This window comes from Mangrovicoccus algicola (assembly GCF_014903745.1).
In the GTDB taxonomy this organism is placed as follows: Bacteria; Pseudomonadota; Alphaproteobacteria; order Rhodobacterales; family Rhodobacteraceae; genus Mangrovicoccus; species Mangrovicoccus algicola.
In genome coordinates, this window is record NZ_JACVXA010000092.1 from 1 (window position 1) to 13,628 (window position 13,628).

General features: G+C 73.0%; 13 protein-coding genes. 8 read left to right on the forward strand and 5 right to left on the reverse strand.

Annotation, left to right across the window (positions count from 1 at the left end; translation table 11 throughout):
* The 8 genes from ICN82_RS19580 to ICN82_RS19615 all read left to right on the forward strand — a co-directional run.
* On the forward strand, nucleotides 1-436 hold a 436-nt coding region (locus ICN82_RS19580), incomplete at its 5' end, for a lysylphosphatidylglycerol synthase domain-containing protein (RefSeq protein WP_193186509.1).
* 30 nt (nucleotides 437-466) lie between these two features.
* Nucleotides 467-1,465, forward strand: coding sequence for an ABC transporter substrate-binding protein (locus ICN82_RS19585; RefSeq protein WP_226898623.1), 999 nt, complete (start codon nucleotides 467-469; stop codon nucleotides 1,463-1,465).
* On the forward strand, nucleotides 1,458-2,279 hold the full coding sequence (locus tag ICN82_RS19590) for an ABC transporter ATP-binding protein (protein ID WP_330999037.1): 822 nt from the start codon (nucleotides 1,458-1,460) through the stop codon (nucleotides 2,277-2,279). The genes ICN82_RS19585 and ICN82_RS19590 overlap by 8 nt, the downstream gene beginning before the upstream one ends.
* Nucleotides 2,276-3,823 (forward strand): ABC transporter permease, encoded by a 1,548-nt coding sequence (locus ICN82_RS19595; RefSeq protein ID WP_193186514.1) that lies wholly within the window; start codon nucleotides 2,276-2,278, stop codon nucleotides 3,821-3,823. Before ICN82_RS19590 ends, ICN82_RS19595 begins: the two co-directional genes overlap by 4 nt.
* Entirely contained in the window at nucleotides 3,820-4,851 is a 1,032-nt protein-coding gene (locus tag ICN82_RS19600; RefSeq protein ID WP_193186517.1) for a glycosyltransferase family 4 protein, read from the forward strand. The genes ICN82_RS19595 and ICN82_RS19600 overlap by 4 nt, the downstream gene beginning before the upstream one ends.
* Before the next feature lie 111 nt (nucleotides 4,852-4,962).
* Complete coding sequence (locus ICN82_RS19605; RefSeq protein WP_193186520.1) at nucleotides 4,963-5,454, forward strand: twin-arginine translocation pathway signal; 492 nt, start codon at nucleotides 4,963-4,965, stop codon at nucleotides 5,452-5,454.
* Between the two features lie 5 nt (nucleotides 5,455-5,459).
* Nucleotides 5,460-6,095, forward strand: a complete 636-nt coding sequence (locus ICN82_RS19610) for a ferric reductase (RefSeq protein WP_193186522.1) — start codon at nucleotides 5,460-5,462, stop codon at nucleotides 6,093-6,095.
* A gap of 364 nt (nucleotides 6,096-6,459) precedes the next feature.
* Nucleotides 6,460-8,565: a catalase gene (locus tag ICN82_RS19615; RefSeq protein ID WP_193186525.1), complete on the forward strand. Its 2,106-nt coding sequence runs from the start codon at nucleotides 6,460-6,462 to the stop codon at nucleotides 8,563-8,565.
* 81 nt (nucleotides 8,566-8,646) lie between these two features.
* On the opposite strand, the gene ICN82_RS19620 is transcribed toward ICN82_RS19615, so the two are convergent.
* The 5 genes from ICN82_RS19620 to ICN82_RS19640 form a co-directional block, all read right to left on the reverse strand.
* Nucleotides 8,647-9,420, reverse strand: a complete 774-nt coding sequence (locus ICN82_RS19620; RefSeq protein WP_226898624.1) for a hypothetical protein — start codon at nucleotides 9,418-9,420, stop codon at nucleotides 8,647-8,649.
* Nucleotides 9,421-9,585: 165 nt separating this feature from the next.
* Nucleotides 9,586-10,713, reverse strand: coding sequence for a glycosyltransferase (locus ICN82_RS19625; protein ID WP_193186532.1), 1,128 nt, complete (start codon nucleotides 10,711-10,713; stop codon nucleotides 9,586-9,588).
* A gap of 4 nt (nucleotides 10,714-10,717) precedes the next feature.
* A complete protein-coding gene (locus ICN82_RS19630; protein ID WP_193186535.1) occupies nucleotides 10,718-11,692 on the reverse strand; it encodes a glycosyltransferase family 2 protein in 975 nt (324 codons plus the stop codon).
* Nucleotides 11,685-12,845, reverse strand: a complete 1,161-nt coding sequence (locus tag ICN82_RS19635) for a glycosyltransferase (protein ID WP_193186538.1) — start codon at nucleotides 12,843-12,845, stop codon at nucleotides 11,685-11,687. Before ICN82_RS19635 ends, ICN82_RS19630 begins: the two co-directional genes overlap by 8 nt.
* Nucleotides 12,838-13,628, reverse strand: a 791-nt coding sequence (locus ICN82_RS19640; RefSeq protein WP_193186540.1) for an HAD family hydrolase, incomplete at its 5' end; no start/stop codon positions are given. The genes ICN82_RS19640 and ICN82_RS19635, both read right to left, overlap by 8 nt.

Genomic DNA, 13,628 nt, shown 5'->3' on the forward strand with positions numbered 1-13,628 from the left:
GGCCCTGCTGCCGGCGGCGATGCTCGCGGGGCTGGCGGCCCTGGCGCGGCGCCATCGCGGATGGGCGCAGGCGGTGCGGCGGGCCTGGGGCGCGCCCTTCGCGCGGCAGGCGTTCCTGTCCCTGGCCATCGCGCTGCTGACCATCGGCGCCTTCGCCGCCGCCGCGCGTGCCACCGGCACGACCCTGACCGCCGCAGGGGCCGCGCTTGCCGTGCCGCTGATCCTGGCGGCGATGCTGCTGCCCCTGTCCAGCGGCGGCTGGGGCTGGCGCGAGGGCGCGGCGGCGGCGGTGTTTCCGCTGATCGGACAGGACCCGGCGGCGGGACTGTCGGCCAGCATCGCCTACGGGCTGGCCTGTCTCGCCGCCGCCCTGCCCGGCGCCGCGAGCCCCCTGTGGCGCGATCCCCGCCCCCCGCTTGTCCGCGACCGCAACTAACCTAGCTTTCCGAAAAACCAGGAGGTCCCTATGCCGCTGTTTTCCCCGATGCGCCCCGACCGGCGAAGACTCCTGCAGGGGGGGCTGGCCCTGGCGGGCGCCTCCCTGGCCGGGACGACCGCCGCCCGCGCCGCCACCCCGGCCCGGCTGCAGCTGTCCTGGCTGCATTCGGTCCAGTTCGGCGGCAGCTACCTGGCCCTCGATCGCGGCTACTGGAGCGGCGAGGGGCTGGACGTGTCGCTTCTGCCCGGCGGGCCCAACGCCCCGGTGGAACCGCCGGTCGTTGCCGGCACGGCGCTGGCGGGGATCTCGGCCGCCGATTACACCGCCGCCGCGGTCAATCAGGGGGCCCCTTTCCGCATCATCGGCGTGGCGATGCAGAAGAACCCCTTCGCCATCGCCTCCCTGCCCGGCAACCCGGTGCGCAGCCCCGCCGACCTGGCGGGCAAGAAACTGGGCATGGCCCTGGCCAACATGCCGGTGCTGGAAGCGCTTTTGACCGTCAACGGCATCACCACGGCCGATGTCGAGGTCGTGCCGACCCAGTATGATGCCGCGCCGCTGCTGCAGGGACAGGTGGACTGCCTGCTGTGCTGGGCCACCGACCTGCCGGTCGCGATGGAGGTGCAGGGCGTCGAGTGCGTCACGATGCTGCTGGCCGATTTCGGCTATTCCGTCCATTCCCAGACCTATATCGCCACCGAGGAGAGCCTTGCCACGCGCCGCAGCGAGCTGGTGGCCCTGATGCGCGGCGAGATCCGGGGCTGGGAAGATTACCGCGCCGACCCCGCCGCCGCCGCGGCGCTGACGCTGCGGATGTTCCCCGATGCCGGGCTCGATCCGCAGGTGCAGGCGCTGCAGGCCGAACGGCAGGTGCCGCTGATGTTCTCCGAACTGACCGAGGCGGAAGGCTTCGGCTGGTTCACCGAGGAGACCGTCGCCGCCAATGTCGAGACCCTGGCCCTGCTGGGCAAGCCGGTCGATCCCGGCCTGTGGGACCGCTCGATCCTCGAGGAGGCCCGTGGCTGAGCGCCGCGGCGGGCCGAGCTCCGCCTCCGGCATCACGGCGCGGGAGGCCGCGCCGGACATCCTGCTGCAGGGCGTCACCCGGGATTTCGGCGCGGTGGCGGCGCTGGCGCCGATCGACCTGCGGATCACGGGCGGGGCCGTGACGGCGCTGGTGGGGCCTTCGGGATGCGGCAAGTCCACGCTCCTGCGGCTGCTGGCCGGGCTGATCCCGCCGAGCCGCGGCCATATCCTGGTGGGGGCCGAGACCCCCGATGCGCTGCGCCGCCGCGCGGGGCTGGCCATGGCCTTCCAGGATGCCGCGCTGCTGCCCTGGCGCAGCGTGCGGGGCAATGTCGCGCTGGGGCGGGCGCTGGCGCGCCGCCCGCGCGACCCGCGCGCGGATGAAGCGCTGATCGGGCTGGTGGGACTGGCCGGTTTCGAGACATGGCGCCCTGCCGAGCTTTCGGGCGGAATGCGCCAGCGCGCCGCCATCGCCCGCGCCCTGGCCGCCGCGCCCGAGCTTCTGCTGCTGGACGAACCTTTCGGCGCGGTGGACGAGCTGACCCGCGAGCGGCTGAATGCCGAGCTGCCGCCGCTATGGGAGACCGCCGGCGCCACGGTGATCCTCGTGACCCATTCGGTGACGGAGGCCGTGCGCCTGTCGGACCGGGTGCTGGTCATGACACCGCGCCCCGCCCGGATCGCCGCGGATATCCCCGTGCCCCTGCCGCGCCCGCGCGCAGAGGCGCTGGCCGCAACGGAGCGCTTCGCCGGGATCTGCGCGGCGGTGCGCGCGGCGCTGCGATCGGCAGAGCCGGCGGCGGGTCCGCGATGAGGGGCCCCGGCCGCGCCCTGCCGCTTCTCGGGCTGATCCTGCTGTGGGAGGTGCTGGCGCGCGCCACGGCGCAGAGCTTCGTCATCGCCGCGCCGACCGCCATCGCCGCCCATCTGGCGACGCATGCGGAACTGCTGCTGCGGGCGCTCGGCACCACCGCCTGGAACGCGGCGCAGGGATATCTGTGGGGCAACCTGGCCGGGATCGCGCTGGCGCTCGCGGCGGTATCGGCGCCCCGGGCGGAACGGATCCTGTCCATCCTGGCGCTGTTCGTCTTCTGCCTGCCGCTGGTCGCCACCGGCCCGGTGCTGCGGGTGCTGAGCGGTCCCGGCAATGCCCCGCAGGTCGCGCTGGCGGCGCTGGCGGTCTATTACACCACCTTCCTGCCGGTCCTGGTCGGGCTGCGCGCCGCCCCGCAGAGCTGGTTCGAGCTGGTGCGCAGCCACGGGCGCGGTCCGCTTGCCGCGCTGTGGCTGGTGCGCCTGCCGGCGGCGCTGCCCTATCTGGCGGCCGGGCTGCAGATCGCCGTGCCCGCGGCCTTCCTCGGGGCGATGGTCGGCGAATTCACCGGCGCCGAACGCGGGCTGGGCATGCTGACCCTGCGGGCGCTGCGCGGGCTGGACCTGCCGGCCACCTGGGCCATCGCGGTCATCGCCGCGCTGGTCTCGGGACTGGCCTTTCACCTGGCCGGCCGGCTGGCGCGCTGGCTCGATCCCGCTCCGCCCGCGCTGCTGCCCGCCGCGCCCGCCGGGGCGCGGCCGCTGCGCCTTGCCGGGCCGCTGGCGGATACGGTGCTGGCGCTGGCGGCGGGCGGACTGCTCTGGGCCGGACTGATGGAGCTCTTCGCCCTGCCGGATTTCTTCGCCAAGCGGCCCGGCGATGTCTGGGCCTTCCTCGTCACCGATGCGCAAGCCGGCGCCCACCGGGCGCGCCTGGCGGCGGCCCTCGGCCAGACGCTTGCCATGGCGGGGCCGGGCTACCTGGCCGGGCTGGCCCTGGGGGCGGGGCTGGCGGCGGGGCTGACGCTGCGCCCGGGCCTGGCAGGCCTCGCCATGCCGCTTGCGGTGGCGCTGCGCGCCGTGCCGATCATCGCCACCGCCCCGGTCCTCATCTGGGCGCTGGGGCGCGGGGCGGCGGGGACCGTCACCGTCGTGGCCGTGATGATCTTCTTCCCCACGCTCGTCGCCTGCCTCTCGGGGATCGCCCGCACGCCGCGGGCCGTGCTGGACCTGTTCGACAGCCATGCCGCGCCGGGGCTGCAGCGCCTGCTCTGGGCGCAGCTTCCCGCGATTCTGCCGGCCTTCTTCGCCGCGGCGCGCATGGCGGTGCCCGCCGCCATCCTGGCCGTCACCACCGCCGAATGGCTGGCAACCGGCCGCGGGATCGGCGCGCTGATGGCGGTCTCCGCCGCGACCTCGGATTACGCGATGCTGTGGTCGGCCACGGCGGCGACCGGGCTGGCGGCGCTGGCCGCCCATGGCGCAGTGGCCTGGGCCGAAAGGGCGGTGCTGTCGCGCCATGCGGCGGAGCAGGTGGCGCGATGAGGGACTGCGGCTTCGCCATCCCCGGCGATCACCGGCAGAAGACCGGCGGGTTCATCTACGAACGCCGCCTGCTGGAGGAGCTGCAGGCCCAGGGCCGCGCGGTCCGCCACCTGCGCCTGCCGCCCTTCCGGCCCGATCCCCCCGCGGCCGAGCGGCGCCGGATCTGCGGCATCCTGGCGGGCCTGCCTCCGGGAATGCCGCTGATCCTCGACGGCCTGTCCTTCGCCGCGATGGCGCCGGGCGATCTCGCCGCGCTCGGCCGTCCGGTCATCGCCATGCTGCACCACCCCGCCGGAACCGAACAGGGCCTGCCCGCGCCGCTGGCCGCGCGGCTGCTGGCGCAGGAACGGGCCAACCTGGCGCTGGCCGCGCATGTCGTCGTGACCAGCCCCCACAGCCGCGACACCTATATCGGGATGGGGGCCGACCCGGCGCGGCTGACCGTTGCCCTTCCCGGCCATGACGGGCCGCGCGGGGCCCCGCGCGAGGAGGCCGGACCGCGCATCCTGTCGGTCGGGCTGCTGGCGCGGCGCAAGGGGCATGACGTGCTGATCCGCGCGCTGGCGCGGATCGCCGATCTGGACTGGACGGCCCGCATCGTCGGCAAGACCCATGACCCGGCGGTGAAGGCGGAGCTCGCGGCGCTGATCGCGGCACATGACCTGCAGGCGCGCGTCACCCTGGCCGGCGAGCTGAGCGATGCCGCGCTGGCGCGGGACTACCGCCGCGCCCGCATCTTCGCCCTGGCCACCCGCCACGAAGGCTACGGCATGGCCCTGGCCGAAGCGCTGTGCCACGGGCTGCCCGTGGTCTCCTGCGATGCCGGGGCGGTGCCCGGCACGCTGGCGGGGGCCGGCCTGCTGGCCGCGCCGGAGGACGCGGCGGGGATCGCCGGACATCTGCGGCGGTTGCTGGAGGATGTGCCGCTGCGCTCCGCGCTGTCGCGGCGGGCCGAGGCGGAGGCCCGCGCGCTGCCGCGCTGGCGCGACACGGCCGCGGTGATGGGCGGCGTGCTGGACCGGCTGTGACCGCGGCGCGGCATCACGATGCCGTGGCCCGGGCTTCCATCGCGGCGCGGCCCCGCCATAATGACCCAGCGTCAACGCGCGCCCGTCCCCCCGCCGACAGGAGAGATCCCGATGTTCCGCCCCGCCCCGACCCGCCGCCATCTGCTGACCGCCGCCGGGGCCTCGGTCCTGGCCGCCGGCCTGCCGGGACTGGTCCGGCCCGCCCGCGCCGCCGGGCTGGCGCCGACCCCCTCGATGCGGGGCGGCTCCAACAACTACCGCCCCGGCGCGCCGGTCGTCGCGCGCATCGGCGGCGGCGGCTTCCGCATGTCCGGCCGGGTCCGGCGCGCGGGCGACGGCGCCCCGCTGGAGGGCATCCGCATCCAGATCTGGGCCCATACCACCGAAGGCCACGAGCGCGACCCGGCCAGCCATGGCGCGACGCTGACCCGCGCGGATGGCAGCTTCGAGATGGACATGCCGCAGATCGTCCCGGCCTTCGGCCAGCCCCATGGACACCTGGCCTATGACGGCGGCGCCTTCCGGACCGTCTTCCTGCGCCCGGTGATGCGCGACCGCGACGCCGCCGCGCTGTCGGCGGATTTCGTGCTGCAACCGGCCTGAGCGGCGTGAGGCTGCGCACGGGCCTGGCCTGGGGCGGACTGGCCGCCGCCCTGTGCCTGCCCCTGGCTCTGGCAACGGCCAGCCCGCTGATGCAATGGCGCGGCCCCGTCTATGTGACGGGCTGCCTGGCCGGGATCGCCGCGCTGTCGCTGCTGCTGCTGCAGCCGCTTCTGGCCTCCAACCGGATGCCGGGCCTGTCGCCGCGACAGGCGCGCCGCCTGCACCGGCTGGGCGGCGCGGTTCTGGCCGGGGCGGTGGGGCTGCATGTCGGGGGGCTGTGGATCACCAGCCCGCCGGACATGATCGACGCCCTGCTCTTTGCCGCGCCCGCGGCGTTTTCCCTGTGGGGCGTGCTGGCCTTCTGGCTGCTGGCCGCGGCGGTGATCCTTGCCGCGCTGCGCCATCGTGCGGGCCTGCGGAGTCGGCGCTGGCATTCCCGGCTTGCCTGCGCCGCGGCGGGGGGCAGCATCGTGCATGCGATGCTCGTCCAGGGGCTGATGGAGCCGGTCTCCAAGACGTTGCTCTGCCTCTGCGTCGCGGCGGCGGGGGCGGGCCTGCTGCGCCGCCGCCGCGCCTCACGGGCAGAACGGCCCCCTGCCCCGGAAGGGGCCGGGCCACGCAGGCGCCGCCGGGAGCCCTGATCCGCCGGCCCGCCGGGAAACAGGCGAGAAGGGCGGGGCCACCGCCTCCGCCGGAGCCTTCCGGGTGTCCCGGCGCCCTTCCCGACAGTCCCCCGTTCCGGCCGGGCGATTTCCGCAGGGCCCCCTCGACCGGGAGCAGAGCCGAACCGCGAGACGGCATCGAAGACAGGCCGCCGGGGCCATGGGGAACCGGATGCCGGCGGAGCTGATCCGCTCCGGCCCCGCATCGGGGTCCCTCGCGGCAGCGCGGCGGACGCGGCGCAGATCCGGCGGGAACCTCCTCCCGGCCATCGCGTTTGCGCACAGGGACCAAGGTCCCCATCGCCAGCATCTGAGATCACACGCCAGTCCGAGGAGACTTCGCATGGCCGAAGACCGCGACCTGTATCCAAGCACCGCCGATACCCAAAAGACCGCTGAAAGCGGAACCTGTCCCTATGAAACGGGCAATGCGGGCGAACTCCACCAGACCCCCGGGGATGCCCCCACCCTGACCACCGCGCAGGGCGTGCCCGTCGCAGACGACCAGAACACGCTGCGCGGCGGCGAGCGCGGCCCGGCCCTGATGGAAGATTTCCACTTCCGCGAGAAGATCTTCCATTTCGACCATGAACGCATCCCCGAGCGGGTGGTGCATGCGCGCGGCTATGGCGCCCATGGCTATTTCGAATGCACCGAGGCGATCCCGGAACTGACCAGCGCCAGCCTGTTCCAGGAGGCGGGCAGCAAGGTGCCCGCCTTCGTGCGCTTCTCCACCGTGGCGGGCAACAAGGGCTCCTTCGACCTCGCCCGCGACGTGCGCGGCTTCGCCGTCAAGCTCTACACGGAGGAAGGCAACTGGGATCTCGTGGGCAACAACATCCCGGTCTTCTTCATCCAGGATCCCATCAAGTTCCCCGACCTCATCCATTCCGTGAAGGCCGAACCGGACCGGGGTTTTCCGCAGGCGCAGTCGGCCCATGACAATTTCTGGGACTTCATCTCGCTGATGCCCGAGTCGATGCACATGGTCATGTGGACCATGTCCGACCGGGCCATCCCCCGGTCCTTCCGCTTCATGGAAGGGTTCGGCGTGCATACATTCCGCCTGGTGAATGCCGAGGGCAAGAGCCACTTCGTCAAGTTCCACTGGAAACCCAAGCTGGGGCTGCAATCGGTCGTCTGGGACGAGGCGGTCAAGATCAACGGCGCCGATCCCGATTTCCACCGCCGCGACCTGTGGGACGCGATCCGCAACGGCGATTTCCCCGAATGGGAACTGGGGGTCCAGATCTTCGATGACGCCTTCGCCGACAAGTTCGATTTCGACGTGCTCGACGCGACCAAGCTGATCCCCGAGGAGGATTGCCCGGTGCGCATCATCGGCCGGCTGGTGCTGGACCGCACGGTCGACAACTTCTTCGCGGAAACCGAACAGGTGGCCTTCTGCACGCAGAACATCGTCCCCGGCATCGACTTCACCAACGACCCGCTGCTTCAGGGGCGCAACTTCTCCTATCTCGACACCCAGACCAAGCGGCTCGGCGGGCCGAACTTCACCCATATCCCGATCAACGCGCCGAAATGCCCGATGCACCATTTCCAGCAGGACGGGCACATGGCGATGCACAACCCGACGGGACGGGCGAATTACGAACCCAACAGCTGGTCGAAGGGCGGACCGCGGGCCGATCCGCGGCGGGGCTTCAAGAGCTATCCCGAGGAGCTGGAGGGGACCAAGCGGCGGCTGCGTCCCGAAAGCTTCGCCGACCATTACAGCCAGGCCCGGCAATTCTACATCAGCCAGACCAAGGTCGAACAGGACCACATCGCGAACGGGCTGACCTTCGAGCTGTCGAAATGCGTGGTCGAGGATATCCGCCTGCGCGTGCTGTCGCATCTGCAGCTGATCGACGGGGACCTGGCGCAGAAGGTGGCGGACGGGCTCGGCCACGACCTGCCCGAACCGGCCACCCCCGCCCGGGCGCCGGTCGATCTGAAACCCTCGGACAAGCTGTCCATCCTCAAGAACGGGCCCAGCAGCTTCAAGGGGCGCAAACTGGGCATCCTGGTCTCCGACGGCATGGACAGGGCGGTCTATGACGCGCTGGTCGAGGCGGTCGAGGCCGAGGGCGGCATGGTCGAGGTGGTCGCGCCCAAGGTGGGCGGCGTCACGGCCTCCGATGGCAGCAAGCTGGCGGCGAACCAGAAGATCGATGGCGGCCCCTCGGTGCTGTATGACGCGGTCGCCGTGGTGGTCAGCACGCAGGGCGCCGCGGCGCTTGCCGGGATGCTGCCGGGCAAGCAGTTCCTGTCGGATGCCTTCGGCCACAGCAAGTTCATCGCCATGACCCCCGAGGCCGCGACGCTGCTGGAGGCCTCGGGCGTGAACGGCACGGATGAGGGGATGATGACCCTGCGCAGCCCCGCGGATGCCCCGGCCTTCGTCAAGGCCTGCCGCGCCGTGCGCTTCTGGCAGCGCGAGGCCTGACGGTCCGCATGACGGAGCCCGCCGGGCGGGCGGGCTCCTGCAGGGCGGGGCGCGGAGGTTCCAGGCCCCCGCGCCCCGCCTTCATTTCAGCGAATGGCGTCGCGCCCATTGCTCCAGCGCGGCGCCGAAGGCATCCTCCGCCACGGTTTCCAGCCCCGGAAGCTCCCTCAGCAGGATGCGCAGCCTCTCCCTCTCGCCGTCCCCCAGCCCGGGATGGCGGTACAGCGCCGACAGCGCCCGGGCCACGCGCCGATGCGCCCTTGCCGTGCTGAAATAGAGGCTGAAGGGAATGGCCTTGATCTCCGCGACGAGCCCGGCCAGCTGGGGCAGGAGGATCGTGTCGAAATGCGCCGTGCCCGGCCCGTGGATCTCGGCCAGCGCCAGCACGGCCCGTCCCTTCGCGACGGCCTGCGTCGTGGAATAGACGAAACTGACCGACAGGGTCAGCACGATCATCCCCGACAGGCCCGCCAGCATCGCGACCAGTCCCCATGCCGCATGCCCGGGCTCGTTGAGGCCCCCGCCCAGCGTCGAGAACAGATGCCCCACGAAGGACAGCCGCCCCGCCGGCCCGGCCGGCTGCCCGTCCGAGGAGGCCACGATCGCCGTCTCGCCGGTGCAGAAGATCACCGTCCAGCCCAGGCACAGCAGCGCGATCCAGCACGCCCCGATCGAGGCCATGACCAGAGGCCCGCAGGCCCTGTGGATGAGGGGCCGGTCGGGAAGGCAGCCGATGGCGCGGAACACCCCGGCCGCGATGCGCGGGGCAAGCGGACCCGAACTGCCGGTGCCGAGGGCCGACATGAGGATGTCATACATCACGATGACGAGGATGCCGCCGCCGAGAATGCTCATGAGTGTCGTTGCGATAGGTTCCATGCAAGGCGAGCTAGCCTCCGCGGCCCGCCGGTCCAGCCGGTCGCGGCGCGGGCCTCCCCCGCAGGCGCCCAGCCATGGGCCCGGCCGCGAGGCCCGCGCCGCCGGACCTGCCTACCTCCTCTGCCCCCCGGCAGGCGGGGGCTAGAGGGCGCCGGAGGCGGGTTGCGCCGATGGCAGGGCCCTCGTGCCGTAGACGGGAGGCGGCATGTGGCAGGATAGCCCGCGCCGCGCCGCCGCATAGCAGGCCTCGTACCGCTCCAGCATCCGCTCCAGCGTGAAATGCCGCGCGACGCGGGCGCGCGGAATGCCGCGCGGGATGTCGCGGGCGGCAAGGATCGCCGCCGCAAGCGCGTCCGGATCGGCGGGGGCAAAGCGGCCGGCCTCGCCGATCACCTCGCGCACCGCGCCGTTCTCCACCGCCGCGACGGGCACGCCGCAGGCCATCGCCTCGATCGCCACCAGCCCGAAAGGTTCGTCCCAGAGCGGCGTGAAGACCAGCACCGAGGCGCGGCCCACCGCCGCGGCCAGCGCGGCCCCCTCCAGGTGGCCGCCATAGCGCAGCCCGCCGCCCAGCAGCGGCCGGACCTTCTGCTCGTAATAGTCGCGCTTCTCGATCGTGCCGTAGAGCGTCAGCGCGATCCCGGCCCGCCGGGCCGCCTCCAGCGCCAGATGCGGGCCCTTGTTCGGAGTGATGCGCCCCAGCCAGACCGCCTCGCCATTGCCCTGCCCGGCCCAGGGCCAGGCGGCGGGATCGATGCCGTTCGGCACGACCTCCGCGCCTTCGGGGGCGCCCTCCGGCCACCAGGCCCGTTTCTGCCTGTGCGAGCAGACGGTGAAGCGCGACCAGGGCGCCGCGCCATCCGTCGCCGCCCGCTGCAGCACGTCGAAGGGCGGCACATGCAGCGAGGTGAGCATCGGCAGCCGCTCGCGCCGGGCGAAGCGCGGCGGAAACCGGTGCAGGGCATTGTTGTGGATCACGTCGTATCCGCCCGCGGCCAGCCGCGGCAGCAGCGCGGCGAACGCCTCGTCGAGAAGGCCCGTCAGCTCCGGGGTGCCGTTATAGCGGTGCCACGGATAGCTGCGGTCGTAATGCTCCGGCAGGATCGGCTCCACCGGGCCGCCCCAGTCGCTGTCGCCCGCCGCGAAGAGCGTGACCGCGTGTCCCCGCGCCCGCAGGCCCCGGCACAGGTGCCAGCAATGCGCCTCCATCCCGCCCATGAAGGGGCGGGCGACCGGAAAGCGCACATGCCCGATGACCGCGATGCGCACGGCGCTACTGCGCCGCGACGCGCGACATCATCGCTTCGCCGCGTTCGGCCGCGCGGCGCCGGGCGGTCTCGTCCTGCAGCGTGTCGTGCAGCCTGTCGAGCACCCGGCGGGTATTGGCATAGGGCATGTCCTCCGCCTGGCGGCAAAGCGCGAAATCCGCCTCGGACGGCCGGCGCAGGATGCGCAGGCGGGGGCCGGAATTGTCGATCAGCCCCATCAGGTGGAAGGCGTGCAGCCAATGGCCCATCGTGCGCTGTCCCCAGCGCGCGGCGAAATGTTCGGCATTGCGCACCACCGAGTCCAGGTGATGGACCGGCGGCATGCAATGGGGGTGGAACTGGTGATAGACCTTCGCCCCGCGCATCCACCAGATCCCCACCCCGCGCGCGTCGAGGATGCGGCCGAAATCCGTATCCTCGCCGCCATAGCCGTAATAGCCCTCGTCGAAGCCGCCCGCGCGGTCCCAGTCCCGGCGATGCATGGCGAAATTGAGCGACCAGAAGCAGCGGTAATCCTCGCAGCGGCGCAGCCCCTCCGGCGGCGGCGCCTGGCGGTCGGAATGGCGCACGCCCAGCCGTTCGAAGGCGGCATGATCGAGGCCGCCGGAGGTCGCGCCCTTGGGCAGGTAGGCCACCTCGCCCATGACCAGGCCCCGCCCCGGCAGGGCGGCGGCCGCGATATCCGCGACGAATCCGGGATGGGGAATGCAGTCGACATCGACGAAGGCCAGCACCTCGCCCCGCGCCGCCGCCGCGGCCGCGTTGCGCGCCGCCGCAAGCGGCAATTCCCCGTCCTCCCGGCTGACCCGGATCTGGCGCAGCGGAAAGGAGGTCGGCGGCAGGTCCTCGTAGAGGCGCTCATCCATCACCGCGATCACCAGCTCGCAGGGCGGCACGGCCTGGGCCTCGAAGCCGCGGATCACGTTGGACAGATGCGCGTGGCGGCCACGGGCAATGGTCAGGGCGGAAACCTCAGGCATTCGTCTGCTCCTTCCGGGAAATGGGGGCGGCGCCGGACAGGCCGGACCACAGCCGCGCCGAGAGATGTTCGAGCCAGGCGGCGGCATCCCGCGCGGCCCGGGCCCCGCCGGCCAGCGCGCGTTGCCGGGCGGGGTCGTGACGGGACTGCGCGGCCGCCACCGCCCTGCGCCAGCCATGGGCGGAGCCGGGCAGATGCGGCAGGTGCAGCGCGGCCCCAGCCCGGTCCAGCGCGCGCGCCTTCTCGACCTGCTCGTCGAAATAGCGCCACTCCGGCACCACGATCCAGGGCCTGGCGGCGCAGAGCGCCTGCGCGCAGGTCGTGTTGCCCGCCGAGGTCACCAGCAGGTCGGCCGCGGCGAAGTAATCCGGCGCGTTCGCGACCCAGCCCGCATGGCGCAGATTGGGCGGGACCGTGGCATGCCAGTCGCGCTGCACCTCGCCGATGGTGATCCAGCGCATCTGCGGAAAGCTGCGCGCGGCCACGCCCAGCGGCGCCTCGGCGCAGCCGCTGCCGCCCTTGCCGCTGACCACCACCGCCAGCGGCTCCTGCCCCAGGCCCAGCCGCGCGCGCGCCCCGGCGCGTTCCGGCAGGGCCGCATGCAGGCCCAGGCCCGGCGCATGGAAGATCCGCGAGGCCCACGGCGCCCAGTCCGGCTGGTCCAGGTCGGCATGGAACGGGGCCAGCAGCCCCGCCGCCCCGTCATAGGCCGCGCGATGCCCCGGATCGCCGCGATCGCCATGCTGCAGCACCTTCACATGCGGCACCGAGCACAGCCGCGCCAGCTGCGCCACCTCGGCGGAGACATCGACGATCATCAGCGCCGGATCCTCGGCCGCGAAGAACCCCGCCATCTCCCCCATGGCCGCGCGGATCGTCGCCCAGCCGACCGGGGCGCAATGCACCGTCTCGGGCGTGGGCAGCAGCGCGGCCCCCGGCGCCTCCTCCCCCGCGGGCTCGAAAAGCGAGGGGATGCGGGTCACTTCCACCCCCGGGCGCAGCGGCGGAAAGATGTCCTCGCGGGCGCAGAAGATGCGCACCGGCCGCTCCGGCGGCAGCGCGTTCACCAGTTCGGCACACCGTTCCGCATGGCCGCGCCCCTGGTGATGGACGAAATACCCGAACGGGGCGGCAGGAGGGGCAAGGTCACGCATGGGCTCTCTCCCGCCGGTGGCTGTCATCCAGGCGGAAATGGGCGATCCCGTCCAGAACCCCGGCCGCATGGGGCATCGGGGACCGGTATCCGCAACGCAGCGCGTCAAGCTCGGGCAGCGCATTGGCCGGGATCACCGCACGGGCGAAGGCGGCGATCATGTCCGCATCATTGCCGCTATCCCCCGCGACCAGGCATGCCGAGTCCGGCAGCCCGCGGCGCGCCGCCTCGAAGCGGATGGCGGCCGCCTTTCCCGCCCGGGCCGGCAGGATGTCGACGAAGCGGCCATGCGACGGCACGACCCGCGCCGGCCGGCCCGCCCGCGCCAGCGCATCCGCGACCCGGCGCGCGGCGGCGGGGCTGCCGAAAAGACCGGTCTTCCAGCGCCGCTGCTCGTAATCGGGCTGGCGGGACAGGCCGTCGCCCTCCAGGAAGGGGGCGAGGGCCTCCGGGTCCCAATCCGCCGAGATCAGCGCGGCATATGCCTCGCACAGACGGTAGCCCCGCGGGCCGCGGCGCCAGATCTCCGTGCCGGTGGAGGCGATGATCGTGTCGGGTTCGGGCAGCTGCCAGTCCTGCAGCACGCGGCGTGCCTCCACCACGGAACGTCCGGTGGCCACCGCGAAGCCGCGGATCCTGTCGCCCTGCTCCAGCCAGTCGCGGAACCGCGCCGCGCCGCGGGCGCATCCGGTCAGGGTGCCGTCGATGTCGCAGGCCAGGAGGAAGCCCGGCCCGGCCGCGGGCGCCGCGGCGCGCGCCCCGGACGGCGCAGGCCGCGCGATGG

What these genes read in the sequence shown, in the direction of transcription:
- ICN82_RS19585 (WP_226898623.1), top strand. Translation starts at nt 467, where the DNA reads ATGCCGCTGTTTTCCCCGATGCGCCCCGACCGGCGAAGACTCCTGCAG.
- ICN82_RS19595 (WP_193186514.1), top strand. Translation starts at nt 2,276, where the DNA reads ATGAGGGGCCCCGGCCGCGCCCTGCCGCTTCTCGGGCTGATCCTGCTG.
- ICN82_RS19600 (WP_193186517.1), top strand. Translation starts at nt 3,820, where the DNA reads ATGAGGGACTGCGGCTTCGCCATCCCCGGCGATCACCGGCAGAAGACC.
- ICN82_RS19605 (WP_193186520.1), top strand. Translation starts at nt 4,963, where the DNA reads ATGTTCCGCCCCGCCCCGACCCGCCGCCATCTGCTGACCGCCGCCGGG.
- ICN82_RS19615 (WP_193186525.1), top strand. Translation starts at nt 6,460, where the DNA reads ATGGCCGAAGACCGCGACCTGTATCCAAGCACCGCCGATACCCAAAAG.
- ICN82_RS19620 (WP_226898624.1), bottom strand. Translation starts at nt 9,420, where the DNA reads ATGAGCATTCTCGGCGGCGGCATCCTCGTCATCGTGATGTATGACATC.
- ICN82_RS19630 (WP_193186535.1), bottom strand. Translation starts at nt 11,692, where the DNA reads ATGCCTGAGGTTTCCGCCCTGACCATTGCCCGTGGCCGCCACGCGCAT.
- ICN82_RS19635 (WP_193186538.1), bottom strand. Translation starts at nt 12,845, where the DNA reads ATGCGTGACCTTGCCCCTCCTGCCGCCCCGTTCGGGTATTTCGTCCAT.